The organism is Shinella sp. M31 (assembly GCF_049199205.1).
GTDB lineage: Bacteria > Pseudomonadota > Alphaproteobacteria > Rhizobiales > Rhizobiaceae > Shinella.
In genome coordinates, this window is sequence record NZ_JBLZPH010000129.1 from 17,471 (window position 1) to 40,613 (window position 23,143).

23 protein-coding genes are annotated in these 23,143 nt (G+C 63.5%); 17 read left to right on the top strand and 6 right to left on the bottom strand.

What is annotated here, in order from left to right; genetic code table 11:
• The first annotated feature begins 76 nt into the window (after positions 1-76).
• Entirely contained in the window at positions 77-2,509 is a 2,433-nt protein-coding gene (gyrB, locus tag ACOZKU_RS20335) for a DNA topoisomerase (ATP-hydrolyzing) subunit B (protein ID WP_421580390.1), read from the top strand.
• 21 nt (positions 2,510-2,530) lie between these two features.
• On the opposite strand, the gene ACOZKU_RS20340 is transcribed toward gyrB, so the two are convergent.
• Positions 2,531-2,755 carry an Ada metal-binding domain-containing protein gene (locus tag ACOZKU_RS20340; protein WP_421580391.1) on the bottom strand — a complete coding sequence of 75 codons (225 nt, stop codon included), beginning with the start codon at positions 2,753-2,755 and terminating at the stop codon, positions 2,531-2,533.
• 22 nt (positions 2,756-2,777) lie between these two features.
• On the bottom strand, positions 2,778-3,374 hold the full coding sequence (locus ACOZKU_RS20345) for a nitroreductase family protein (protein ID WP_421580392.1): 597 nt from the start codon (positions 3,372-3,374) through the stop codon (positions 2,778-2,780).
• A 152-nt stretch (positions 3,375-3,526) separates the two neighbouring features.
• Between ACOZKU_RS20345 and gabD the strand changes: the two genes are divergently transcribed.
• On the top strand, positions 3,527-4,978 hold the full coding sequence (gabD, locus tag ACOZKU_RS20350; RefSeq protein WP_421580393.1) for an NADP-dependent succinate-semialdehyde dehydrogenase: 1,452 nt from the start codon (positions 3,527-3,529) through the stop codon (positions 4,976-4,978).
• 68 nt (positions 4,979-5,046) lie between these two features.
• Positions 5,047-5,847: an HpcH/HpaI aldolase family protein gene (locus ACOZKU_RS20355; protein WP_421580394.1), complete on the top strand. Its 801-nt coding sequence runs from the start codon at positions 5,047-5,049 to the stop codon at positions 5,845-5,847.
• Here the strand turns inward: ACOZKU_RS20355 and ACOZKU_RS20360 are convergent.
• Positions 5,841-6,932 (bottom strand): mannitol dehydrogenase family protein, encoded by a 1,092-nt coding sequence (locus ACOZKU_RS20360; RefSeq protein WP_421580395.1) that lies wholly within the window; start codon positions 6,930-6,932, stop codon positions 5,841-5,843. The two genes, ACOZKU_RS20355 and ACOZKU_RS20360, sit on opposite strands and share 7 nt — an antisense overlap.
• A 10-nt stretch (positions 6,933-6,942) precedes the next feature.
• A complete protein-coding gene (locus ACOZKU_RS20365; RefSeq protein ID WP_421580396.1) occupies positions 6,943-7,821 on the bottom strand; it encodes an FCD domain-containing protein in 879 nt (292 codons plus the stop codon).
• Positions 7,822-8,007: 186 nt separating this feature from the next.
• Here ACOZKU_RS20365 and ACOZKU_RS20370 point away from each other — a divergent pair, with 186 nt between their 5' ends.
• The 9 genes from ACOZKU_RS20370 to ACOZKU_RS20410 all read left to right on the top strand — a co-directional run bounded on the left by ACOZKU_RS20370 (position 8,008) and on the right by ACOZKU_RS20410 (position 17,323).
• Positions 8,008-9,027, top strand: a complete 1,020-nt coding sequence (locus tag ACOZKU_RS20370; protein ID WP_421580397.1) for an aldo/keto reductase — start codon at positions 8,008-8,010, stop codon at positions 9,025-9,027.
• A gap of 27 nt (positions 9,028-9,054) precedes the next feature.
• Entirely contained in the window at positions 9,055-9,504 is a 450-nt protein-coding gene (locus ACOZKU_RS20375; protein WP_421580398.1) for an RbsD/FucU family protein, read from the top strand.
• 210 nt (positions 9,505-9,714) lie between these two features.
• Positions 9,715-10,704, top strand: coding sequence for an ABC transporter substrate-binding protein (locus ACOZKU_RS20380; protein ID WP_314094764.1), 990 nt, complete (start codon positions 9,715-9,717; stop codon positions 10,702-10,704).
• A gap of 85 nt (positions 10,705-10,789) precedes the next feature.
• The gene (locus ACOZKU_RS20385) at positions 10,790-12,343 is read left to right on the top strand and encodes a sugar ABC transporter ATP-binding protein (RefSeq protein ID WP_421580399.1); all 1,554 of its coding nucleotides are present in this window, start codon (positions 10,790-10,792) and stop codon (positions 12,341-12,343) included.
• Positions 12,344-12,429: 86 nt separating this feature from the next.
• Positions 12,430-13,404 carry an ABC transporter permease gene (locus ACOZKU_RS20390; protein WP_298101546.1) on the top strand — a complete coding sequence of 325 codons (975 nt, stop codon included), beginning with the start codon at positions 12,430-12,432 and terminating at the stop codon, positions 13,402-13,404.
• 1 nt (position 13,405) lies between these two features.
• Positions 13,406-14,419: a zinc-binding alcohol dehydrogenase family protein gene (locus tag ACOZKU_RS20395; RefSeq protein WP_421580400.1), complete on the top strand. Its 1,014-nt coding sequence runs from the start codon at positions 13,406-13,408 to the stop codon at positions 14,417-14,419.
• Between the two features lie 194 nt (positions 14,420-14,613).
• Positions 14,614-15,903 (top strand): polyhydroxyalkanoate depolymerase, encoded by a 1,290-nt coding sequence (phaZ, locus tag ACOZKU_RS20400; RefSeq protein ID WP_421580401.1) that lies wholly within the window; start codon positions 14,614-14,616, stop codon positions 15,901-15,903.
• 128 nt (positions 15,904-16,031) lie between these two features.
• The gene (locus tag ACOZKU_RS20405; RefSeq protein WP_314094774.1) at positions 16,032-16,466 is read left to right on the top strand and encodes a DUF2852 domain-containing protein; all 435 of its coding nucleotides are present in this window, start codon (positions 16,032-16,034) and stop codon (positions 16,464-16,466) included.
• Between the two features lie 95 nt (positions 16,467-16,561).
• The gene (locus tag ACOZKU_RS20410) at positions 16,562-17,323 is read left to right on the top strand and encodes a M48 family metallopeptidase (RefSeq protein WP_421580402.1); all 762 of its coding nucleotides are present in this window, start codon (positions 16,562-16,564) and stop codon (positions 17,321-17,323) included.
• Positions 17,324-17,340: 17 nt separating this feature from the next.
• Here ACOZKU_RS20410 and ACOZKU_RS20415 read toward each other — a convergent pair whose 3' ends face one another.
• On the bottom strand, positions 17,341-17,535 hold the full coding sequence (locus ACOZKU_RS20415; protein ID WP_298101535.1) for a YqaE/Pmp3 family membrane protein: 195 nt from the start codon (positions 17,533-17,535) through the stop codon (positions 17,341-17,343).
• A 129-nt stretch (positions 17,536-17,664) separates the two neighbouring features.
• On the opposite strand from ACOZKU_RS20415, the gene ACOZKU_RS20420 reads away from it, so the two are divergent.
• The 5 genes from ACOZKU_RS20420 to ACOZKU_RS20440 are packed head-to-tail and all read left to right on the top strand — an operon-like array spanning position 17,665 to position 22,685.
• A complete protein-coding gene (locus tag ACOZKU_RS20420; RefSeq protein ID WP_421580403.1) occupies positions 17,665-18,339 on the top strand; it encodes a phosphoribosylanthranilate isomerase in 675 nt (224 codons plus the stop codon).
• Complete coding sequence (gene trpB / locus ACOZKU_RS20425; RefSeq protein ID WP_421580404.1) at positions 18,336-19,556, top strand: tryptophan synthase subunit beta; 1,221 nt, start codon at positions 18,336-18,338, stop codon at positions 19,554-19,556. The genes ACOZKU_RS20420 and trpB overlap by 4 nt, the downstream gene beginning before the upstream one ends.
• A gap of 2 nt (positions 19,557-19,558) precedes the next feature.
• The gene (gene trpA, locus ACOZKU_RS20430) at positions 19,559-20,398 is read left to right on the top strand and encodes a tryptophan synthase subunit alpha (RefSeq protein WP_314094784.1); all 840 of its coding nucleotides are present in this window, start codon (positions 19,559-19,561) and stop codon (positions 20,396-20,398) included.
• 39 nt (positions 20,399-20,437) lie between these two features.
• A complete protein-coding gene (gene accD, locus ACOZKU_RS20435) occupies positions 20,438-21,340 on the top strand; it encodes an acetyl-CoA carboxylase, carboxyltransferase subunit beta (RefSeq protein WP_421580405.1) in 903 nt (300 codons plus the stop codon).
• Between the two features lies 1 nt (position 21,341).
• Positions 21,342-22,685, top strand: a complete 1,344-nt coding sequence (locus ACOZKU_RS20440; protein ID WP_421580406.1) for a bifunctional folylpolyglutamate synthase/dihydrofolate synthase — start codon at positions 21,342-21,344, stop codon at positions 22,683-22,685.
• A gap of 60 nt (positions 22,686-22,745) precedes the next feature.
• On the opposite strand, the gene trxA is transcribed toward ACOZKU_RS20440, so the two are convergent.
• Positions 22,746-23,066, bottom strand: a complete 321-nt coding sequence (gene trxA, locus ACOZKU_RS20445) for a thioredoxin (protein WP_117372247.1) — start codon at positions 23,064-23,066, stop codon at positions 22,746-22,748.
• Positions 23,067-23,143 lie beyond the last annotated feature (77 nt).

A 23,143-nucleotide genomic window follows, 5' to 3' on the forward strand; every position in this document is an offset into this window, starting at 1 on the left:
ACATGGAAAGCGGTGATTCGCCGCGTCCCGCTGTCTGCGAAACTTCTGGCCGCGAAACTTCTGGAAAGACGTTTATATGACTGACACACCCGAGACCGAAAACGGCCCGGCCGAGTATGGCGCAGATTCGATCAAAGTCCTCAAGGGCCTCGATGCCGTGCGCAAGCGCCCAGGCATGTATATCGGCGATACCGATGACGGCTCGGGTCTGCATCACATGGTCTACGAGGTCGTCGACAACGCGATCGACGAGGCGCTGGCCGGCCATGCCGATATCGTGACGGTCACGCTCAATGCGGACGGTTCGGTTACCGTGACGGACAACGGCCGCGGCATCCCGACCGACATCCACAAGGAAGAGGGTGTTTCCGCCGCCGAGGTCATCATGACCCAGCTGCATGCCGGCGGTAAGTTCGACCAGAATTCCTACAAGGTCTCCGGCGGCCTGCACGGCGTGGGCGTCTCGGTGGTCAACGCGCTCTCGGTCAAGCTGAAGCTGAAGATCCGCCGCGCCGGCAAGATCCACGAGATGAGCTTCACGCACGGCGTTGCCGATGGTCCGCTGGTGGTGACAGGCGAGTGCGGCAGCGAGACCGGCACGGAAGTCACCTTCCTGCCCTCGACCGACACCTTCTCCAACATCGAATTCGTCTATTCGACGCTGGAACACCGCCTGCGCGAACTCGCCTTCCTGAATTCCGGCGTGCGCATCCTGCTGACGGACCGCCGTCATTCGGATATCAAGCAGGATGAGTTGATGTATGAGGGCGGTCTTGAAGCCTTCGTCATCTATCTCGACCGCGCCAAGAAGTCGCTGGTCTCGAAGCCCATCGCCATCCGCGGCGAAAAAGACGGCATCACCGTCGAAGTCGCGATGTGGTGGAACGACAGCTACCACGAGAACGTGCTCTGCTTCACCAACAACATCCCACAGCGCGACGGCGGCACGCATATGGCGGGCTTCCGCGGCGCGCTGACCCGCCAGGTCGTCTCCTATGCCGATACATCCGGCATCATGAAGCGCGAAAAGGTGACGCTGCAGGGCGAGGATTGCCGTGAAGGTCTTACGGCGGTGCTGTCGGTAAAGGTCCCCGATCCGAAATTCTCCTCGCAGACCAAGGACAAGCTCGTCTCCTCGGAAGTGCGCCCGGTCGTCGAAAACCTCGTCAACGAGGCGCTCTCCACCTGGTTCGAAGAGCATCCGGCCGACGCGAAAATCCTCGTCGGCAAGGTCGTCGAGGCCGCTGCTGCCCGCGAAGCCGCGCGCAAGGCCCGCGAATTGACGCGCCGCAAGGGCGCGCTCGACATCTCGTCGCTGCCCGGCAAGCTTGCCGACTGCTCGGAACGCGATCCGGCCAAGTCCGAGGTCTTCCTCGTCGAGGGCGATTCGGCAGGCGGTTCGGCCAAGCAGGGCCGTTCGCGCGAAAACCAGGCCATTCTTCCCCTGCGCGGAAAGATCCTCAACGTTGAGCGTGCCCGCTTCGACAAGATGCTGTCCAGCCAGGAAATCGGCACGCTGATCACCGCGCTCGGCACGTCGATCGGCAAGGACGAGTTCAACGCGGACAAGCTGCGCTACCACAAGATCATCATCATGACGGACGCCGACGTCGACGGCGCTCATATCCGCACCCTGCTGCTCACCTTCTTCTTCCGCCAGATGCCGGAACTGATCGAACGCGGCCATCTCTACATCGCCCAGCCGCCGCTCTATAAGGTGGCGCGCGGCAAATCGAGCCAGTACCTGAAGGATGAAAAGGCGCTGGAAGAGTACCTGATCAATGCGGGTCTCGACGATGCGACGCTGGAGCTGGGCTCCGGCGAGGTGCGTGCCGGCCAGGATATCCGCGAGCTGATCCAGGACGCGCTGCGCCTGCGCACGCTGATCGACGGCCTGCATTCGCGCTATAGCCGCTCGATCGTCGAGCAGGCGGCGATCACCGGTGCGCTGAACCTCGAGCTCAGCCACGACCGGGACGCCTTTGCCGCCAAGGCGGAGGAGGTTGCCCGCCGTCTCGACCTCATCGCCGAGGAGACGGAGCGCGGCTGGACCGGGTCCGTCGCGAGCGATGGCGGCCTGCGCTTCGAGCGCATGGTGCGCGGCGTCAAGGAATTCGCCCATATCGACATGGCGCTGATCGGCTCGGCCGATGCGCGTCATATCGATCAGCTGTCGCCGCGCTTCCAGGACGCTTACCGGGTTCCGCCGACACTGCGCCGCAAGGATGGCACAGTAGAGCTAACCGGCCCACGTGCTTTGCTGGACGCGGTGTTTGCAGCCGGCCGCAAGGGCCTGTCGATGCAGCGCTACAAGGGTCTCGGCGAGATGAATGCCGAGCAGCTCTGGGAAACGACGCTCGATCCGAACGTCCGCTCGCTGCTGCAGGTCAGAGTCAACGACGCGACCGACGCCGACGGCCTCTTCGCGCGCCTGATGGGCGACGAGGTGGAGCCGCGCCGCGACTTCATCCAGGAAAACGCGCTGAGCGTCGCCAACCTCGATATCTGATCGATAATAGAAAGCCCGCCGTCATGCGGCGGGCTGGCCCGGCTTGCAGCGTTTGCAGGCCCGGTAGCCGGCTTCCGATGCCCTGGCGGATGTCGCATAGAACCGGACATTCTTCCGAAGCGGTGGCCGGGATGGACAGCCGAAGCGGCAATAGATGCCGCTCGATGCGACGACATAGATCCCAGCCTGCCTTGCATCGCGCGCCGTCAGCGCTGCCCAAAGGCGATCGTCATCAACTCTATCCATGGTATTGCTCCGACTGGCCGGATCAGGGGGCGTTGAAGCGTCCTTCGGAGATGAACTCCGCGACGGTCTTGCGCCCGCTCGGCACCTCGCGCTTCAGCAGGTCCTCCGGCAGGGTTTCCTTTGGCGCGATCTTGCCGATGGCGACGGCCGCTTCCACCCGAAAACCTTCGGGAATGCCCAGAACCTCTTTTGCCTTGTCCCGGTCGATGCCGCCCATGCCATGGGCATGATAGCCGGCATGGACCGCCTGCAGCGCGAGATAGCCCCAGGCGGTGCCGGTGTCGAAGGCATGCGTATAGGCCGGACGCATCTCGCCGGCGGCGTTCTTGCGGTGCGTCTGGGAGACGATAACGATGAGCACGGACGCCTTGTCGGCCCAGCGCTGGTTGCCTTCGTCGAGCGTGTCGTAGATCGTCTGGAACGCCTCGGTGCCGCGATGGCCGTAGACGAAATACCAGGGCTGGCCATTGGCGGCGGAGGGGGCCCAGCGTGCGGCCTCGAACAGCGACAGCAGTACGTCCTGCGGCATGGCCTCGCCGGTGAAGGCGCGGGGCGACCAGCGGTCGAGGAAGATAGGGGCGATGGCGTGGTCGGCGATGCGGCCGGTGGGATGGGTCATGGAAAGCCTCGTGTCAAATCAGCGGGCCGACCTTAGACGCCGCGCCCGGTCTCGCGAAGCGTCAAAATCGCATGCCTGCCGCATTGTCGAAGGGGTGGCGAAGGCAATATAACGCTGCGAGAAGAGACGCATCGCGAAATGGGAGAACTCCGATGACCTTGAAAGACGCGAGCCTGCTGCGGCAGGCGGCCCTGGTTGGCACCCGCTGGATCGAAGCGGATGGTAGTGGCATCGCGGTGAAGAACCCGGCGACGGGCGAGCTTGTCGGCTACGTCCCGAAGCTCGGTGCGGCCGAGACGAAGGAAGCCATCGATGCGGCCGCCGCAGCCCAGAAGGGCTGGGCGGCGCGCACCGCCAAGGAACGCTCTGGCATCCTGCGCAAGTGGTTCGAGCTGATGATCGACAACAAGGACGATCTCGGCCGCATCCTGACGATGGAACAGGGCAAGCCCTTGGCCGAGGCCACCGGCGAGATCGTCTATGGTGCAAGCTTCGTCGAATGGTTCGCCGAGGAGGCCCGCCGCCTCTATGGCGATATCGTGCCCGGTCATCAGAAGGACAAGCGCATCCTGGTGATGAAGCAGCCGATCGGTGTAGTCGCGGCGATCACGCCGTGGAACTTCCCGAACGCCATGATCACCCGCAAGGCGGGCCCCGCCTTCGCCGCCGGCTGCGCCATGGTGCTGAAGCCCGCCTCGCAGACGCCGTTCTCGGCCATCGCCATTGCCGTGCTGGCCGAACGCGCCGGCCTTCCCGCCGGCCTGTTTTCGGTCATCACGGGGTCTGCCCGCGAGATCGGTGCGGAGATGACAGCGAACCCGACCGTGCGCAAGCTGACCTTCACCGGTTCGACGGAGATCGGTGCCGAGCTCTACAAGCAGTGCGCGCCGACCATCAAGAAGCTCGGCCTCGAGCTTGGCGGCAATGCACCCTTCATCGTGTTCGACGATGCCGATCTCGACGCGGCAGTCGAAGGGGCGCTGATCGCCAAGTTCCGCAACAACGGCCAGACCTGTGTGTGCGCCAACCGTCTTTATGTGCAGGAGGGTGTCTATGACGCCTTTTCCGAGAAGCTTGCAGCCGCCGTTGGCAGGCTGAAGACCGGCAACGGCTTCGACGAGGGCGTCATCCTCGGCCCGCTGATCGACACGGCCGCCCTCGAAAAGGTCGAGGAGCATGTCGCGGATGCGGTAAAGAAGGGTGGCCGCGTGGTGCAGGGCGGCAAGCGCCATGCGCTGGGCGGCACCTTCTACGAAGCGACCGTCATTGCCGACGTGACGCCGGATATGGCTGTCGCCCGCGAAGAGACGTTTGGCCCCGTCGCCCCGCTGTTCCGCTTCAAGGACGAGGACGATGTGATCGCGCAGGCCAACGACACGGAGTTCGGCCTTGCCTCCTATTTCTATGCGAAGGAACTGTCGCGGGTGTTCCGTGTGGCCGAGGCGCTGGAATACGGCATGGTCGGGGTCAACACCGGCCTGATCTCCACGGCGGAAGCACCGTTCGGCGGCGTGAAACTCTCCGGCCTTGGCCGCGAGGGCTCGCGCTACGGCATCGAGGAGTTCACCGAGATCAAATATGTCTGCCTCGGCGGTATTGCCTGAGCAACATGCAATCTGATGACCCGGCCGGCAAAAAATGCCGGCCGGTTTTGTTTGGAGAGGGAAAAATCGTGGCAGCACCCAAAAACGCCTTCAAGGCAGCCCTTCGCGAAGGCCGGTTTCAGCTTGGTCTCTGGGCAGCGCTCGGCAGCGCCTATGCGGCGGAAATCCTCTCGACCAGCGGTTATGACTGGCTGCTGATCGACGGCGAGCACGGCCCCAACGACATGCCGCTGATCAGCGCGCAGATCGGCGCGCTACGCCACACGCCGACCCATGCCATGGTGCGCCCGCCGATGGGCGAGGCTTGGATCCTCAAACAATTGCTCGACCAGGGCGCCCAGACCTTCCTGATCCCGATGGTCGAATCGGCTGCGGAGGCCGAGGCTCTGGTGCGCGCCCTGCGCTATCCGCCGCACGGCATTCGCGGTGTCGGTGCCGGCCTCGGCCGGGCCAGCGATTTCAACCGCACACCTGACTATATCACGACCGCCAATGACCAGATCTGCCTGATCGTGCAGGTGGAAAACCGCGCGGGTCTTGCGGCGGTCGATGAGATTGCGGCGGTGGAGGGCGTCGACGGCATCTTCATCGGCCCGTCGGACCTCGCCGCCGATATGGGCCATCTCGGCAATCCCGGCGCGCCGGAGGTGCTTGAAGCGGTCAAACACATCTTTGCGCGCACCAAGGCGCATGGCAAGGCGCGGGGCATCATGACCGTCTCGCTGCCGCAGGCAGACGTATATCGCGATCTCGGTGCGGATTTCCTGGCGATCGGCACCGACGTCAACTGCCTTGTCTCGGCCGTCGAGAACCTGCGCCGCAGCTTCCTCGGCGAAAAGGAAGCGGAAAAGCGCGGCGGCGGTTACTGACCGCCGGCAATCGCCAGGAGTTCGGGCTTGGGCACATCGGGTGTCCAGGCATGGAAATCGACGATGCGGCGCACAAGCTTCTCCGCATGGTGATTGGCGATGTCGCGCAGCCGGTGATCGAGAAAGGGATTGTCGAAGCGCTCCAGCGTCGCGGCGACATAGGTTTCCGCCTCTTTTCCAAGTCCCTTCGCGGCAAAGCCCGGCACGACCTCCTGCCTGTAGAGCAAGAGCAGGCGCTGCCGAACGCTGATGTCCGCCAGGATCGCCTTCACGGTTTCGTCCGCAGCCCTGCCATCCCGAAGCCAGATATCCGCCAGCACCGTATGGCCGAGATTGAGAATGTGCAGCTTCAGCTTCTCGTAGGGCGTGAGGTCGTCGACGACGAGAATGTTCGGATGCGTGCACGGCACCGTCAGGCCCGGCTGTTTCTCGATCGCCCAGAGCGCATAGGGTTCCGCCACGGCGCCGGCCGGCTCGATCGGCTCGGAGACGATACGGTCGACCAGCGTATTGCCCCAGATCACATCGCTGGACAGCCAGTTTCGGAAACCGGACTCCGGGTAACGATCGGCTTGCAGGGCGAGGATCAGGCGCTTGAGCACGTCACCGTTGCGCGCGACGAGTTCGCAGGGCAGCACCGTCAGGCCGGGCTGGCCGGCGTGGAAGCGATCGTGCAGCAGCGCCAGCAGCTTGCCTGGAAACGAGGCGGGCACGGCACCGGCAAGATCCTCGGGACCGACCTTGTAGCCGGTATCGCCCGTATTGGACATAACGACCTCGGCCTCATCGCGAAAGACCGTTTTCACCGCATCCCAGTCCGTTGCGGTCGAAAGAGTACGGGCGACGCTGGTGACGCGTTGCCGGCTATCGATATCCCGGCCGTCCTTTCGGCCCCGCACGATGACGGGATACCCGTCCGGCGCGGCAAGGGCCGCGAGCCGTCCAGCACGCTCCGGTGAACCGGTCGTCTGCACGACGGTGATGCGGCCAAGCGCCTCGCCCCGCTCCAGGGCTTCGCTGACGAAGAGGTCAGCATGGGCCTGCAAAAAGCGGCTCGTTCCGAATTGCAGGATGGGCGTTTTCATAGCCGTCTCGTCAGTTGATCGATTGCAGGAGGGTTTCGCGCGCCGATTTCAGGTGCTGGCGGCAGGCATGTTCGATCCGGGCCGGATCGCGCGAGCGCAGTGCCGATATATAGGCGAGGTGCTCTTCCAGCGCGCGGGCATTGCGCTCGCGCGCATTCGTCTTGTTCCACTGGTAGTGGTAGTGGAAGACGATGGCGATCACATCGTAGAAATCGACGACGAAGCGGTTCTTCGAGGCGCGGTGCACGAGCAGATGGAAGCGTTCGTCGAGCTCGGAAAAATCGAGATAGCGGTTCTCGATATCGGCGAGGATGGCGTGATGCACCGCCTCGATGGCGTCGAGCTCCTGCCAGGCCGGATGTTCGCCAGGCAGATGCGCGAAGGCGGCGGCCGAGCGCAGCTCGAACATTTCGCGTACTTCCGTCAGTTCCAGCGCGAAATCGCGGGTAAAACCCTTCAGCACCCAATGGCTGTTCGGCCGCTTCTCGATCAGGCCGAAGCGGCTGAAGCGGATCAGGAATTCGCGCACGCTCGTCGTGCCGATGCCGATTTCGCGGGCAAGCTCCAGTTCGTTGATCTGCATGCCGGGCTCCGCGCCGCCGGCCAGAATCCGGCGCATGAAGCTGCGCTCGATGATTTCCGACAGCGAATCCGTTTCCTCCGTCGGGAAATAATCCGCCGCCGCGGGTTTGCGCAGCACGATCTTCCGGCGCTTCTCCCAGGCGAGCAGCCCCACCTCTTCAAGCCGGGTCAGGATCGCGCGCACGGTGGTGCGGCTGATGCCGAGAGCCGCACCGAGCTCCGGCTCGGACGGCAGGCTTGCCGTCTGCTCCAGGAGCTTGAGGCAGCGATTGAAGGCGTCCTTGAAGACGGTGTTCTGTTTGGCCATGGGTGCCGCCGTTGTTGGATTCGCGTCCCTTAGTCATTGCGCGGGCAAATGGCCAGACGTGCGGCTGCCACACCGCCCTCCGCATTCCTCCCGGCTCCTCTGTCATCATATTACCCATTGACGACGATCTGTCTATTGTCGATAAAAGACAAATAGCGCGGGCAGAGACGCCGGCGGGGAGGAAACATGAGGACACGGACCATCGGGAGGACAGGCCTTGCCGTGACCGAATTCAGTTTCGGTACCGCAGCCCTTGGCGGTCTCTACCGCGCCTGCCCGCGGGACGTGGCGATGGCCACGCTGCAGGCCGCCTGGGACGAGGGCCTGCGCTATTTCGACACCGCGCCCTGGTATGGTTTCGGCCTTGCCGAGCGGGTGACAGGCGATTTCCTGCGCGACAAGCCGAAGAGCGACTATGTGCTGTCCAGCAAGGTCGGCCGCATCATGTTTCCGGTGCCGGACGACAAGGTGCCGAGCTATGGCTATGTCGATCCGCTGCCCTTCGATGTGCGCTACGACTACAGCTATGACGGCATCATGCGTTCGGTCGAACTCAGCCATGCGCGGCTCGGCCTCAACCGCATCGACATGCTCTATGTGCACGATATCGGTGTCTATACGCACGGTGCCGAGCGCAACGCCTTTCACGTGCGCCAGTTTTTCGACTCCGGCCTGAAAGCCTTGCAGGAGCTGAAATCGTCAGGCGCCGTCAAGGCGTTCGGTCTCGGGGTCAACGAGATACCCGTCTGCCTCGACGTGCTGCGCGAGACCGATCTCGACTGCATCCTGCTTGCCGGCCGCTATACGCTTCTGGACCGCTCGGCCGTGGCGGAGCTGCTGCCGCTTTGCGCGGCGAAAGGCACGTCGCTGGTGGTTGGCGGCGTGTTCAATTCCGGTATTCTTGCGACCGGTCCGGTCGAGGGCGCGCATTTCGACTATATGCCGGCCACAGCCGATATTGCGGGCAAGGTCGGTGCGATGATGGAGATTGCGAAAAGCCACGGCGTGCCGCTGGCCGCACCGGCGCTGCAGTTTCCGCTGGAGCATCCCGCCGTCGCTTCGGTGCTGATCGGTACGGCAAAGCCGGAGAGCCTGCATCGCAACATGGCGCTCGCGCGCCTGGATTTGAGCAAGGATATTTACCCGGCTTTCGAGCCGCATACACTGGTGGCGCCCGAATTGGGCCAAGACGCTATCAGGCAATAGATTTCGATCGGAAAGGATCGCAAGACCATGTTGAAAGGCATTCATCCGCTGCTCGGGCCCGAACTTCTGCACGCGATCAGAACCATGGGTCATGGCGACGATATCGTCATTGCCGATGCCAATTTCCCGTCGAGTTTTTTGGGCCCAAAGGTCATCCGCGCGGATGGTGTCGATGCCGTGGCGATCACCGAGGCCATCCTGGCCCATATGCCGCTCGATACGTTCGTGCCAGAGGCGGCCTGGCGCATGGAGGTCGTCGGCGATCCCGCGGCGGTGCCGGAGGTCTGTGCGACGTTTCAGGATCTGGTAAACCGGCTGGCGGGGGATTTCACCGTTCATTCGGTCGAGCGCTTCGCCTTCTACGAGATGGCGAAGAAGGCGGCCTATATCGTCGCCACGACGGAATTCCGCCTCTATGGCAATATCATTCTGAAGAAGGGTGTTCTGCACCCGCATGAGGTCTACCGGGTTTCGTAAACCCGGCGGCCACCGTTTGGGAGGACGGCGGCGATGGACTGGAAAGCTAGGAATTGCAGAGTTTTTCGTGAATTTCACCCGCTTGCCAGAAAACCGGCTCGGGTGTAGCGTGCCGCAATAAATGTTTTTTATCGATAAAAGATCGAGTTGTTCGCTTCCTGCAACACGATCCCTCAAGGAGGACAGGAAGCATCTGAGAGGAGAAACCTGATGAGCATTGTAAGATCGCTTCTGTCCCGCCGCGCCTTTACGGCATTGGCGGGTGCCGCAGTCCTCGCCACCATGACGCCGGTCGCGTCCTTCGCGCAGGATGTCACCATTCCGATCATCGTCAAGGACACGACGTCCTTCTACTGGCAGATCGTGCTCGCTGGCGCCCGCCAGGCCGGCAAGGATCTCGGCGTTACCGTGCCGGAACTCGGCGCGCAGTCGGAATCCGACATCAACGGCCAGATCAGCATTCTGGAAAACGCCGTGGCTGGCGGTCCTGCCGCCGTCGTCATCTCGCCGACGGAATTCAAGGCGCTGGGCAAGCCGGTGGATGAAGCCGCGAAGTCCGTTCCGATCATCGGCATCGATTCCTCGGCGGATTCCAAGGCCTTCACGTCGTTCCTGACGACGGACAACGTGCAGGGCGGCCGCATCGCCGCTGACGGCCTTGCCGCCGCCATCAAGGCTGCGACCGGCAAGGAAGAGGGTGAGATCGCCATCATCACCAGCCTGCCGGGCGTCGGTTCGCTCGATCAGCGCCGCGAAGGCTTCCTCGACCAGGTCAAGACCAAGTATCCAGGCCTGAAGGTCGTGGCCGACAAATATGCCGACGGGCAGGCCACCACCGGCCTGAACATGATGACCGATCTCATCACCGCCAACCCCAACCTCGTCGGCGTCTTCGCCTCCAACCTCATCATGGCGCAGGGCGTCGGCCAGGCGATCGCGGAAAACAAGCTCGGCGACAAGATCAAGGTCATCGGCTTCGACTCGGATGAGAAGACCGTCGGCTTCCTCAAGGAAGGCGTGCTGGCCGGCCTCGTCGTGCAGGATCCCTATCGCATGGGCTATGACGGCGTGAAGACGGCGCTTGCCGTCTCCAAGGGCGAGAAGGTCGAGGCCTTCGTCGACACCGGCGCCAATCTCGTGACCAAGGACAATATGGCCGATCCGAAGATCGACGCCCTGTTGAACCCGAAGGTCAACTGACGGGAAACCATAACGGTTTGACCCCGTCCCGCCCGGGCGGCATCATCCGGGCGGGACGCTTTCCGCAGTCAGGGAGGAGAACGCGATGAGCAGCCTCGAAGAGCTCAGCCATCGGCATGACGACCAGGCGAAATTGGCTGAGTCCGACACCGTGGCGCGCGGCGCGCCTATCCTCGAACTGCGCGGCCTGCAGAAGAAATACGGCCTCGTCGAAGCGCTGAAGCCGGCGACGGTGACGTTCCTGGCCGGCGAAATCCATGCCATCGTCGGCGAAAACGGTGCCGGCAAATCCACGCTCATCAAGCTTCTGACCGGCGTCATCAGGCGCACGGCGGGCGAGGTCTTCTGGTGCGGCAAGCCCGTCCAGCTCGCGACCCCCAACGAGGCGATTTCGCGCGGCATCAACGCCGTACATCAGGAGGTCGTGCTGTGCGCGCATCTCTCCGTCGCCGCCAACATGTTCCTCGGCGACGAGATGAACCGCTATGGCCTGATGCGCAAAGGCGCGATGGAAAAGGCAGCGCAGGCCGTGCTGGACGATCTCGGTTTCCAGCTTCCGGCGGCAGCGCCTCTCGGCAGTCTCACCATCGGCCAGCAGCAGCTGGTCGCGACGGCCAAGGCCGCCATGCGCGGCATCCGCTTCCTCATCTTCGACGAGCCGACCGCCTATCTCACGCGCCAGGAATCCGCCCAGCTCTTCCGGCTCATTCGTCGGCTCCGTGATCAGGGCGTCACCATCGTCTATATCAGCCACCGCATGGAAGAGGTCTTCGAACTGGCAGATCGTGTCTCGGTTCTGCGCGACGGAACGCATGTCGGCACGCGGCTGATCGGCGAGACCAACGAGGCGGAGCTGATCGCGCTGATGATCAACCGCTCGATCGAGCAGATCTATCACAAGGAGAAGGTCGCCATCGGCAAACCGATCGTCGAGACGAAGGGCCTGTCCGGCCCCGGTTTCGAGGATGTGTCGCTGACCGTGCGATCCGGTGAGATCGTCGGCCTCTATGGCCTGATCGGCGCGGGACGCAGCGAATTCGCCCTCGGCCTCTATGGTCGCCAGCCCGTTAAATCGGGCGAAATCCTGTGGGAAGGCCGGAAGGTCGAGATTGCCAACGAGCGCAAGGCCATGGACCTCGGTATCGCGCTCGCCCCGGAAAGCCGGCGCGACCAGGGTCTTTGCCTCAATCTGTCGATCGGTCTCAACATCAACCTGCCGGTCTTCAAGCGGCTGAGTTCGGGCCTCGTCATCCGCAAGGGCGACGAGGCTGATAATGCCGAGCGGCAGATCCGGGATCTGCGCATCAAGACGCCGTCGCGGAGCGTGCTGGCCTCGGCCATGTCCGGCGGCAACCAGCAGAAGATCGTCATCGGCAAGTGGCTGAGCCATGGGGCGAAGCTCTTCATCTTCGACGAGCCGACCGTGGGCGTCGATGTCGGCACCAAGGCGGAAATCTACCGGCTGTTCGGCGAACTCCTGAAACGGGGCGCCGGCATCATCCTGATCTCGTCCTACCTGCCGGAAGTCTACGAGCTTTCGGACCGGTTGCACGTCTTCCGCGGCGGCCGGCTGGTCGCGAGCCACGACCATCGGGCGGCCACCCACGAGGACGTCCTGACCCAGGCCATCGGCATCTGAGCAAGACCAGCGAGAGTGTGCAGCGGTTCTGCATCCGGAATTGCGGCAAAACAGACTGAGCGCTACGCGAAAAGGGGAGAAGAAACATGAGCGTGGACACGACGACGGAAAGCGCACCGGCACCGAAGAGGGGCAGGAACATCCTGCTCGGCCTCACCCTGTTCGGGCTGCTCGCAGCTTTGTGGCTGGCGCTCGGCCTCTCCACCCACGCCTTCTGGACTCCGGGTAACATTTCCAACCTGCTGCGCCAGGGGGCGATGACGGCGATCCTCGCGGTCGGCCAGACCTTCGTCATCATCACCGCCGGCATCGATCTGTCGGTCGGGGCGATCGTCGGCTTCACCAGCGTCATCGTCGCCTGGCTGCTGCAGGCCGGCGTGCCGCTCTGGGCCGCAATCATCCTGACGCTGCTGATGGGCGTGGCGATCGGCGCCTTCCATGGTTTCGGCATCGTGCGCATGGGCCTGCCGCCCTTCATCATCACGCTCGCGACGCTCACCTCGCTGCGCGGCATCGGCCTGCTCATCACCAATGGCTCGACGATCTCGATCAACCATGAGGGTTTCACCAACTTCTCCCGCATGGATTTCCTCGGCGTGCCGAGCCTGTTCTGGATGGTCATCCTCGTGGCGATCCCGGCCTTCGTCTTCCTGCATCTCTCGCGCTTCGGCCGCTATCTCTTTGCGGTGGGATCGAACAGCGAGGCGGCGCGCCTGTCGGGTGTCAATGTCAACCGCACGATCTACCTCGCCTATATCCTGTCGGCCACCTGCGCCGCATTCGTCGGCCTGCTGCTCGCCTCGCGCATCGGTATCGGCAATGCCACGCAGGCGGAGGGCTGGGAGTTGCAGGCAATCGCCTCCTCGGTCATCGGCGGCACCAGCCTGTTCGGCGCGGTCGGTTCGGTGCATGGCCCGCTGCTCGGCGCCTTCATCCTCGCCACCATCAACAACGGCGCGAACCTCTTGAACGTCAACTCGTTCTGGCAGCGCATCATCACCGGCCTGTTGATCATCGTCATCGTCTATTTCGACCAGTTGCGTCGCCGCGGAAGCCGTTGAGATGAAAGCTGCCGTCTGCGTAGAACCCGGCCGCCTCGAGGCGGTCGAACGGGAACGGCCTGGGGCGCCGGAAGGTTGGGCGCGCGTCGCGGTCAGCCATGTCGGCATCTGCGGCACGGATTATCATATCTTCGAGGGCAAACATCCGTTCCTCGAATACCCCCGCGTCATGGGCCACGAGGTCTCCGCGACGGTCATCGAGCCCGGCGCAAGCGGCCTTGCCGCCGGCACACCCGTCGTGGTGAACCCCTATATCGCCTGCGGCACCTGCGTCGCCTGCCGGAAGGGCAAGCCGAACTGCTGCACCGCCATTCGCGTCCTCGGCGTGCACACCGATGGTGCCCTCTGCGAGGAAATCACCGTCCCGCCGGAAAATCTTTACCCGGCTGAGGGCCTGTTGCTGGAGGCCGCCGCGACCGTCGAGTTCCTGGCCATCGGTGCCCATGCCGTGCGTCGTTCGCTGGCGCCGGCCGGCTCCCGTGCCCTCGTCATTGGCGCCGGCCCGATCGGTCTCGGCACTGCGCTCTTCTCGCGCATCGCCGGCCACGCCGTCACCTTGATGGACACGTCCCAGGAGCGCCTCGCCATGGCGGCGGAGCGTTTCGGCTTCGCATCCGGCTTGGTTGCCGGGGCGACCGCCGCTGAAGAGGTCAGCCGGGTAACGGATGGCGACGGCTTCGACGTCGTCTTCGATGCGACGGGCTACGGCAAATCCATGGAAGCGGCCTTCGGCTATGTCGCCCATGGCGGGGCGCTGGTGCTGGTCAGCGTGGTGAAGGACGAGATCCGCTTCTCCGATCCGGAATTCCACAAGCGTGAGATGATGCTGATCGGCAGCCGCAATGCGACGCGGGTCGATTTCGAGCATGTCATGGCGAGTATCCGCGCGGGCCATGTGCCTGTCGCGGCGCTCGTCACCCACCGCACGACGCTTGGTAATGTACCCGCCGACCTTGCACGCTGGGCGACCGAGAAGGCCGGTCTGATCAAGGCTGTCGTTTGCATTGCGGAATAAAGGTCGCCCACGCGCGCACCCATCCGAAGCGGTTGGACTCCGTTCATGTCCGCGAAAGGTTCGCGGGCGTAGGATGCCGCTGTGGTATGTTGCCACGCAGCGAAAACCTGTTAGTGTTTTCGCAAGTGCGGAAACCGGGTGAGACGGTGTGGCGGGCATGAGCCCCGCACCGGGAAAATGGGATAACGCGTCCGATGTATTATCAGCTCTATGAACTCAACCATGCGATGATGGCGCCCTGGCGCGCCGCGGCGGACCAGATGCGGATCGCCTTCCGCAACCCGCTCAACCCGCTTTCCCATACCTATTTCGGCCGCACCATGGCCGCGGGCTTCGAAGTCCTCGAGCGCACCACCCGGCGCTACGGCAAACCCGCCTTCGACCTGCCCACCACGCCGATCGATGGCAAGGACGTCTCGGTTCACGAGAAGATCGTCTGGAAACGGCCCTTCTGCAATCTCATCCATTTCGAGCGCTGTCTGCCCGCTGGCCACCGCAAGGACCCGAAGGTCCTGATCGTCGCGCCGATGTCCGGCCACTATGCGACGCTCTTGCGCGGCACTGTCGAGGCGCTGCTGCCGCATGCCGAAGTCCACATCACCGACTGGATCGACGCCCGCATGGTGCCGATCTCCGAGGGGTCCTTCGATCTCGACGATTACATCGACTACGTCATCCAGATGCTGCATGCGCTGGGGCCGGATACGCATGTCATCGCCGTCTGCCAGCCGGCGGTGCCGGTTCTGGCCGCCGTTGCCGTCATGGAAGCCGACAACGATCCGCTGTCGCCCTCCACGATGACGCTGATGGGCGGGCCGATCGATACGCGGATCAACCCGACGGCGGTCAACAACCTGGCCAAGGAAAAGCCGCTCGACTGGTTCCGCGACAATGTCATCATGCCGGTTCCGTGGCCGCAGCCGGGCTTCATGCGCCAGGTCTATCCGGGCTTCCTGCAGCTTTCGGGCTTCATGTCGATGAATCTCGACCGCCATGTCGTCGCGCACAAGGAGTTCTTCGCCCATCTCGTGAAGAACGACGGTGATGCGGCAGAAAAGCACCGCGATTTCTATGACGAATATCTCGCCGTCATGGATCTGACCGCCGAGTTCTATCTCCAGACGGTCGAAACCGTGTTCATGAAACACGCGCTGCCGAAGGGCGAGATGATGCACCGCTCGCGTCCCGTCGATACGACGGCGATCCGCAAGGTGGCGCTGCTCACCGTCGAGGGCGAGAACGACGACATCTCGGGCGTCGGCCAGACCAAGGCGGCGCAGACGATCTGCACGAACATTCCCGACGCCATGCGCATGCACTACATGCAGCCGGATGTCGGCCATTACGGCGTGTTCAACGGCTCGCGCTTCCGCAAGGAGATCGCGCCGCGCATCCTGTCCTTCATCGAGGCGCACGGCAAAGCCAACAAGGCAAAGCCCGTGCCGCGCGTCATCAAGGGCGGCAAGGCTGAAGCAGCCTCCTGATTTTTCGGGCTGGTTTCAGGCACTTGCCGGAATTCATGCGCCATCGTCTTGAACGCGATGGGCGGTCTAACCACATCGGTTGAACCGGAAACCGAGGTGGTTTCCGCCGATCGTGAGGAAGATTGCACATGAACCAGTCAGCGCTCATTCGTCCGGACTGGACGCCTGCGACCATCGCCCTGATGGTGCTGGGCTTCGTGGTATTCTGGCCGCTCGGCCTTGCCATGCTTGCCTACATCATCTTCGGCGATCGCCTGAGAAACTTCAAGAAAGACGCCAACGACAATCTCGATGGCCTGTTCGCCTCCTGCCGCAGCAAGTTCCGCGGCGGTCGTGGTCCTGCGTTCCGCAGCGCCACCGGCAATGTCGCCTTCGACGACTGGCGTGACGCCGAACTCGCCCGCCTCGACGAGGAGCGCCGCAAGCTCGACGAGATGCGCGAACAGTTCGATGCCTATAGCCGCGAGCTGCGCCGCGCCAAGGATCAGGAGGAGTTCGACCGCTTCATGCGCGAACGCCGCGCCGAAGGGAAGGGCGACGTGCCCGGCTTCCCGGCCACCTGATACCGTCAGAATCCTTGAAGACAGAGCCGGCGCCGTGAGCGCCGGTTTTTCGTTGAGGCATTTCAGCCGGCCTCGAATCGGCTATGAAAGGCAGCATGTTTTCCTCATTGCGCAAGCCCCGAAAGGCCCTGAAGACGCCGCCGCCGCCCGAGCGGCGCGAGCTTGACGTCAATGGCCGGCGCCTGCCGCTCACCATCAAGTGGGATTCTCGCGCGACACGCCTGACGCTGCGCATCGAGCCGGGCGGCCGGGCTTTGCGCATGACGGTGCCGTCAGGCATCGCCGAGCGCGAGATCCGCGATTTCCTCGATCGTCATCAGGGCTGGCTGATGACCAAGCTTGCCAAATTCCGCACGACGAACGAACTGGCCGATAGCGGTTATGTCATGATCCGCGGCGTCGCCCACCGCATCGAGGCGACCGGCCGGCTGCGCGGGCTGACTGAGGCTATGATTATCGATGACGAGGCGGTGCTGCGCGTCGGCGGCATGGAGGAGAGCATTCCCCGCCGCATATCGGATTTTCTGAAGAAGGAGGCGCGGCTGGAACTGGACCGTCTGGTCACCGTGCATGCCGGACGTATCGGCCGGAAGGTCAAGTCGCTGACCTTGCGCGATACCCGCAGCCGCTGGGGCTCCTGCTCGGCGGATGGCGCGCTCAGCTTCTCCTGGCGCATCGCCATGGCCCCGCCGCATGTCATCGACTATCTCGCCGCCCACGAGGTGGCGCATCTTGAGGAAATGAACCACAGTTCGGCCTTCTGGGCTTTGTGTGAAAAGCTCTGCCCGGCGACGGAGGAGGCCAAGCGCTGGTTGAAGCGCAATGGCAGCCTCTTGCACGCGCTGGATTTCGGCTAAGCCGTTTGCGTTGAAAACTAGCGGCGGTTGCCGAGCGCTTCGCTGATCTTCTTGTCGGTATTGTACTGGCTGAGCGCATAGACCGCCCAGATGGCGGCCGGCAGCCAGCCGATCAGCGTCACCTGCAGGATAAGGCAGATAATGCCGGCAATCGGTCGCCCGATGGTGAAAAACACCAGAAAGGGCAGGAGGATGGCGATGATGAGCCGCATGGATGTCTCCGGTCTGTCGTTTCCTTCCATATGGGCCGGATCGCGGGCCGTGCAAGGGTGGCGTTTCCAGTCCTATTGCCGCCGTCTTTCGGCTCGACTCTTCCAGTGATTCGTGCGAACCCCTTCCCCATGAAACGCGACATTAAAATCTGCGGGCTGAAGACCGAAGAGGCCGTCGACAAGGCGGTTGCGCTCGGCGCCACCCATATCGGCTTCATCTTCTTTCCGAAAAGCCCGCGCAATATCGAGCCCTCCGATGCCGGCCGTCTGGCCGACCGCGTGCGCGGCCGCGTGAAGATCGTCGCGGTGACCGTCGATGCCGACAGCGACACGCTGGACGAGATCGTCGACCAGCTCTCGCCGGACATTCTCCAACTGCACGGCAAGGAAAGCCCCGAGCGGGTGCTGACCGTCAAGGCGGTCTACGGCCTGCCCGTGATGAAGGCCTTTTCGGTGCGCGAGGCGGATGATCTGAAGAAGATTGACCCCTATATCGGCATTGCCGACCGGTTCCTGTTCGATGCCAAGCCGCCGGCGGGCTCTGAACTTCCGGGCGGCAACGGGGTCTCCTTCGACTGGAACCTCATGCATTTGCTTGACGGAAGCGTCGATTACATGCTTTCGGGTGGGCTGAACAAGGATAACCTCGCCGAGGCCATTCAACTGACCGGCGCGCCGGGCATCGACACCAGTTCGGGTGTCGAAAGCGCGCCAGGGGTCAAGGATCTCGGCCTGATGGAAGCGTTTTTTGAGGCGGCGAACAAGGCGGACGACAAGACCGCCGTCGCAGGGAGAGGCAAGTGAACCAGTCACCCAACCTGAATTCGTATCGCGAAGGTCCCGACGAGGACGGTCGCTTCGGCATTTTCGGCGGTCGTTTCGTCGCCGAAACCCTGATGCCGCTGATCCTCGAACTTCAGGCGGAATGGGTCAAGGCCAAGACCGACCCGGCCTTCCAGGCGGAGCTGAAGCATCTCGGCGCGCACTATATCGGCCGCCCGAGCCCGCTCTATTATGCCGAACGCCTGACGCAGCATCTCGGCGGTGCAAAGATCTATTTCAAGCGCGAAGAGCTGAACCACACCGGCTCGCACAAGATCAACAACTGCATCGGCCAGATCCTGCTTGCCAAGCGCATGGGCAAGACGCGCATCATCGCCGAAACCGGTGCCGGCCAGCACGGCGTGGCCTCGGCCACCGTCGCCGCGCGCTTCGGTTTCCCCTGCGTCGTTTATATGGGCGCGACCGATGTCGAGCGTCAGGCGCCGAACGTCTTCCGCATGAAGCTGCTCGGTGCCGAGGTGAAGCCCGTCACGTCAGGCAGCGGCACGCTGAAGGACGCCATGAACGAGGCGCTGCGCGACTGGGTCACCAATGTCGACGACACCTATTACCTGATCGGCACCGCCGCCGGCCCGCATCCCTATCCGGAACTGGTGCGCGATTTCCAGGCCGTCATCGGCACGGAAGCCCGCGAGCAGCTTCTCGAAGCGGAAGGCCGATTGCCGGATATGGTCATCGCCGCCGTTGGCGGCGGGTCCAATGCCATCGGCATCTTCCACCCGTTCCTCGATGACAAGAATGTCCAGATCGTCGGCGTCGAAGCCGGCGGCAAGGGTCTTGACGGCGACCTGCACTGTGCCTCGCTGACGGCCGGTTCGCCGGGCGTTCTGCACGGCAACCGCACCTATCTGCTGCAGGATGCCGACGGCCAGATCAAGGAAGGCCACTCCATCTCCGCCGGCCTTGACTATCCCGGCATCGGCCCGGAGCACGCCTGGCTGCACCAGATCGGCCGCGCCGAATACGTCCCGATCATGGACGACGAGGCGCTGGAAGCCTTCCAGCTCTTGACCAAACTCGAAGGCATCATCCCGGCGCTGGAGCCGAGCCACGCCATCGCAGAGGTGATCAAGCGTGCGCCCAAGATGGGCAAGGACCAGATCATCCTGATGAACCTCTCCGGCCGCGGCGACAAGGATATCTTCACCGTCGGCAAGATCCTCGGCATGGAGCTCTGAGAATGACCGCACGCATGGACAAACGCTTCGCGGATGTTGCCGCGGAAGGCCGCCCGGCCCTCGTCACCTATTTCATGGGCGGCGATCCGGATTATGCGAGCTCGCTGGAGATCATGAAGGCGCTGCCCAAGGCTGGCTCCGACGTCATCGAACTCGGCATGCCCTTCTCCGACCCGATGGCCGATGGCCCGGCGATCCAGCTTGCCGGTCAGCGGGCGCTCGCCGGCGGCCAGACGCTGGCCAAGACGATCCAGATGGCGCGCGACTTTCGCAAGGAAGACGATGCGACCCCGATTGTTCTGATGGGCTACTACAACCCGATCTATATCTACGGCGTCGATCGTTTCCTCGACGACGCGCTGGAAGCCGGCATCGACGGCCTGATCGTCGTCGACCTGCCGCCGGAAATGGACGACGAGCTCTGCATTCCGGCGCTCGCCAAGGGCGTCAACTTCATCCGTCTCGCCACGCCGACGACCGACGAGAAGCGCCTGCCGGCCGTCCTGAAGAACACGTCGGGCTTCGTCTATTACGTCTCGATGAACGGCATCACCGGTTCGGCCCTGCCGGATCCGTCACTGATCGGCAGCGCCGTCGGCCGCATCAAGGCGCATACGAAGTTGCCGGTCTGCGTCGGCTTCGGCGTCAAGACGGCCGAGCATGCGCGCGCTATCGGCGCTTCGGCGGATGGTGTCGTCGTCGGCACGGCCATCGTCAACCAGATCGCCTCCAGCCTGACGGCGGACGGCAAGGCGAGCGGCGCCACCGTTGCCGGTGTCGAAACGCTGGTCATGAGCCTCGCATCGGGCGTGCGCGCGTCGCGCCTTGCGGCGGCGGAATAAAAGTCCCACATGGGCATGATTACAACGGGAGTCTAGACCGTGAACTGGATCACGAATTACGTTCGGCCGAAGATCAACTCGATGCTTGGCCGCCCTGACCGGGATGTACCGGAAAATCTCTGGATCAAGTGCCCGGAAACCGGCGAGATGGTGTTCCACCGCGATCTCGAGGAAAACAAATGGGTCATCCCGGCCTCGGGCTACCACATGAAGATGCCGGCCAAGGCCCGCCTCAAGGATCTCTTCGACGATGGCGTCTATGAGGCCCTGCAGCAGCCAAAGGTGGCGCAGGACCCGCTGAAGTTCCGCGATTCCAAGAAATATGCGGATCGCCTGAAGGACAGCCGCATCAAGACCGACCTGGAAGACACGATCGTTGCCGGTGTGGGCAAGGTGCGTGGCGTCAAGCTCGTCGGCGTCGTGCATGAATTCAACTTCATGGGCGGCTCGCTCGGCATTGCCGCCGGCGAGGCGATCATCAAGGCCTTCGAACGGGCGATCGCCGAAAAGTGCCCGCTCGTCATGTTCCCCGCCTCCGGCGGTGCACGCATGCAGGAAGGCATTCTCTCGCTGATGCAGCTGCCGCGCACCACCGTTGCGGTGGAAATGTTGAAGGAAGCGGGCCTGCCCTATATCGTCGTGCTCACCAACCCGACGACCGGCGGTGTGACGGCCTCCTATGCCATGCTGGGTGATATCCATCTTGCAGAGCCGGGCGCCGAAATCTGCTTTGCCGGCAAGCGCGTCATCGAGCAGACCATCCGCGAAAAGCTGCCGGAGGGCTTCCAGACGTCGGAATACCTCCTGGATCACGGCATGGTCGACATGGTGGTGAAGCGCCATGACATTCCCGAAACGCTCGCCCGTCTTCTGAAGATCCTCATGAAGAAGCCGGCGACCGCTGCGGTCACCAACGGCGCCGTCGCCATCGCGGCCCAGTGACATGACCGGCGTGATGGTCAGCGAAGCGGCAGCGGAGATCGAGAAGCTTCTCGGTCTCCATCCCAAGGGCTTCGACCTTTCGCTCGACCGCATCACGCGTCTGCTCGCAGCCCTTGGTGATCCGCATCTGAAACTGCCGCCGGTCATTCATGTGGCCGGCACCAACGGCAAGGGCTCCGTCACGGCCTTCTGCCGCGCCATCCTCGAGGCTCAGGGCCTCAGCGTGCATGTCCACACCTCGCCGCATCTCGTCAACTGGCACGAGCGTTACCGTCTCGGCGTCAAAGGCGGCCGCGGGCAGTTCGTGGAAGACGCGGTTCTGGCGGATGCGGTGCGCCGTGTCGCCGACGCCAATGGCGGGGAGAAGATCACCGTCTTCGAAATCCTGACCGCCGTCACCTTCGTGCTCTTCGCCGAGCATCCGGCCGATGTCGCGATCATCGAGGTCGGTCTCGGCGGCCGTTTCGATGCCACGAACGTCATCCCGCGCCCGGCCGTTTCCATCATCATGCCGATTTCGCTCGACCATCAGGCCTATCTCGGCGATCGCGTCGAGCTGATCGCCGCCGAAAAGGCAGGCATCATGAAGCGCGGCGTGCCCGTGGTGATCGGCTTCCAGACGGAAGACGCCGCCCGCGACGTGCTGATCGAGACCGCCGAGCGGCTCGGCTGCCCGCATGCCGTCTATGGCCAGGATTTCATGGCGCATCAGGAATATGGCCGCCTCGTCTATCAGGACGAATTCGGCCTTGCCGATCTGCCGCTGCCGCGCCTGCCCGGCCGCCACCAATATGCCAATGCCGCCGCCGCGATCCGTGCGGTGAAGGCCACCGGCTTCACCGTGTCTGAACATGCGATGGAAATGGGCCTCAGCCATGTCGAATGGCCGGGCCGTTTGCAGCGGCTGACGGACGGTGCGCTTGCCCGTATCGCGCCGCGCGCCAGCGAGATCTGGGTCGATGGCGGCCACAATCCCGGTGCCGGACAGGTGATCGCCGAGACCATGGCGAATTTCGAGGAGCGCGAGGCCCGCCCGCTCTTCCTCGTGACGGGCATGATCAACACCAAGGATCCGGTCGGCTATTTCGAGCCCTTCGGCGGTCTGGCCGAGCGAGTTTTCACCGTGCCGATCCGCGGCTCCGATGCCGGCCTTGATCCGGTGGCGCTGGCCGAGGATGCCGCCCGTGCCGGCCTCGAGGCGGAAGCCTATTCGACGGTTGCCGAAGCGCTTGCCGAAATCGGCCGCATTACGGCGGAAGACGCTGTACCGCCGCGCATCCTGATCGGCGGCTCGCTCTATCTCGTCGGCGACGTGCTTGCCGACAACGGCACCCCACCCACCTGACAAACGAAAAAGCCCGGCAGAAGCCGGGCTTTTTCTTGTTCTTGGGACCAGCCGGACCGATCAGGCGGCGCTGGAAATCCAGGAGGCAAGGGCCGTCTTGGGGGCGGCGCCAACCTTGATGTCGGCCACTTCGCCGCCCTTGAACATGGCAAGCGTCGGGATCGAGCGCACGCCGAACTGCGCGGCCAGTTCCGGGTTCTCGTCGATGTTCAGCTTGGCGACCTTCACCTTGCCGGCAAGTTCCGTCGAGATTTCCTCGAGCGCCGGGGCGATCATCTTGCACGGACCGCACCATTCGGCCCAGAAATCGACGACGACAGGCTCTGCGGAATTCAGGACTTCAGCCTGGAAGTTGGACTGGTCGACTTTTACGGTAGCCATGAGGCTCTCCTTGAACGGTGATTGTTGCATGAAATGTGATGCGCCGGGCCTTCGGTTTCAAGCCCTGAATTGCCCGG

Coding starts and splice junctions, on each gene's coding strand:
- ACOZKU_RS20345 (WP_421580392.1), bottom strand. CDS start 3,374: ATGACCCATCCCACCGGCCGCATCGCCGACCACGCCATCGCCCCTATC.
- ACOZKU_RS20420 (WP_421580403.1), top strand. CDS start 17,665: ATGAAACGCGACATTAAAATCTGCGGGCTGAAGACCGAAGAGGCCGTC.
- ACOZKU_RS20415 (WP_298101535.1), bottom strand. CDS start 17,535: ATGCGGCTCATCATCGCCATCCTCCTGCCCTTTCTGGTGTTTTTCACC.
- gyrB (WP_421580390.1), top strand. CDS start 77: ATGACTGACACACCCGAGACCGAAAACGGCCCGGCCGAGTATGGCGCA.
- ACOZKU_RS20360 (WP_421580395.1), bottom strand. CDS start 6,932: ATGAAAACGCCCATCCTGCAATTCGGAACGAGCCGCTTTTTGCAGGCC.
- ACOZKU_RS20385 (WP_421580399.1), top strand. CDS start 10,790: ATGAGCAGCCTCGAAGAGCTCAGCCATCGGCATGACGACCAGGCGAAA.
- ACOZKU_RS20365 (WP_421580396.1), bottom strand. CDS start 7,821: ATGGCCAAACAGAACACCGTCTTCAAGGACGCCTTCAATCGCTGCCTC.
- ACOZKU_RS20390 (WP_298101546.1), top strand. CDS start 12,430: ATGAGCGTGGACACGACGACGGAAAGCGCACCGGCACCGAAGAGGGGC.
- gabD (WP_421580393.1), top strand. CDS start 3,527: ATGACCTTGAAAGACGCGAGCCTGCTGCGGCAGGCGGCCCTGGTTGGC.
- ACOZKU_RS20440 (WP_421580406.1), top strand. CDS start 21,342: ATGACCGGCGTGATGGTCAGCGAAGCGGCAGCGGAGATCGAGAAGCTT.
- ACOZKU_RS20375 (WP_421580398.1), top strand. CDS start 9,055: ATGTTGAAAGGCATTCATCCGCTGCTCGGGCCCGAACTTCTGCACGCG.
- ACOZKU_RS20395 (WP_421580400.1), top strand. CDS start 13,406: ATGAAAGCTGCCGTCTGCGTAGAACCCGGCCGCCTCGAGGCGGTCGAA.
- phaZ (WP_421580401.1), top strand. CDS start 14,614: ATGTATTATCAGCTCTATGAACTCAACCATGCGATGATGGCGCCCTGG.
- ACOZKU_RS20370 (WP_421580397.1), top strand. CDS start 8,008: ATGAGGACACGGACCATCGGGAGGACAGGCCTTGCCGTGACCGAATTC.
- ACOZKU_RS20380 (WP_314094764.1), top strand. CDS start 9,715: ATGAGCATTGTAAGATCGCTTCTGTCCCGCCGCGCCTTTACGGCATTG.
- trxA (WP_117372247.1), bottom strand. CDS start 23,066: ATGGCTACCGTAAAAGTCGACCAGTCCAACTTCCAGGCTGAAGTCCTG.
- ACOZKU_RS20340 (WP_421580391.1), bottom strand. CDS start 2,755: ATGGATAGAGTTGATGACGATCGCCTTTGGGCAGCGCTGACGGCGCGC.
- ACOZKU_RS20405 (WP_314094774.1), top strand. CDS start 16,032: ATGAACCAGTCAGCGCTCATTCGTCCGGACTGGACGCCTGCGACCATC.
- ACOZKU_RS20410 (WP_421580402.1), top strand. CDS start 16,562: ATGTTTTCCTCATTGCGCAAGCCCCGAAAGGCCCTGAAGACGCCGCCG.
- trpA (WP_314094784.1), top strand. CDS start 19,559: ATGACCGCACGCATGGACAAACGCTTCGCGGATGTTGCCGCGGAAGGC.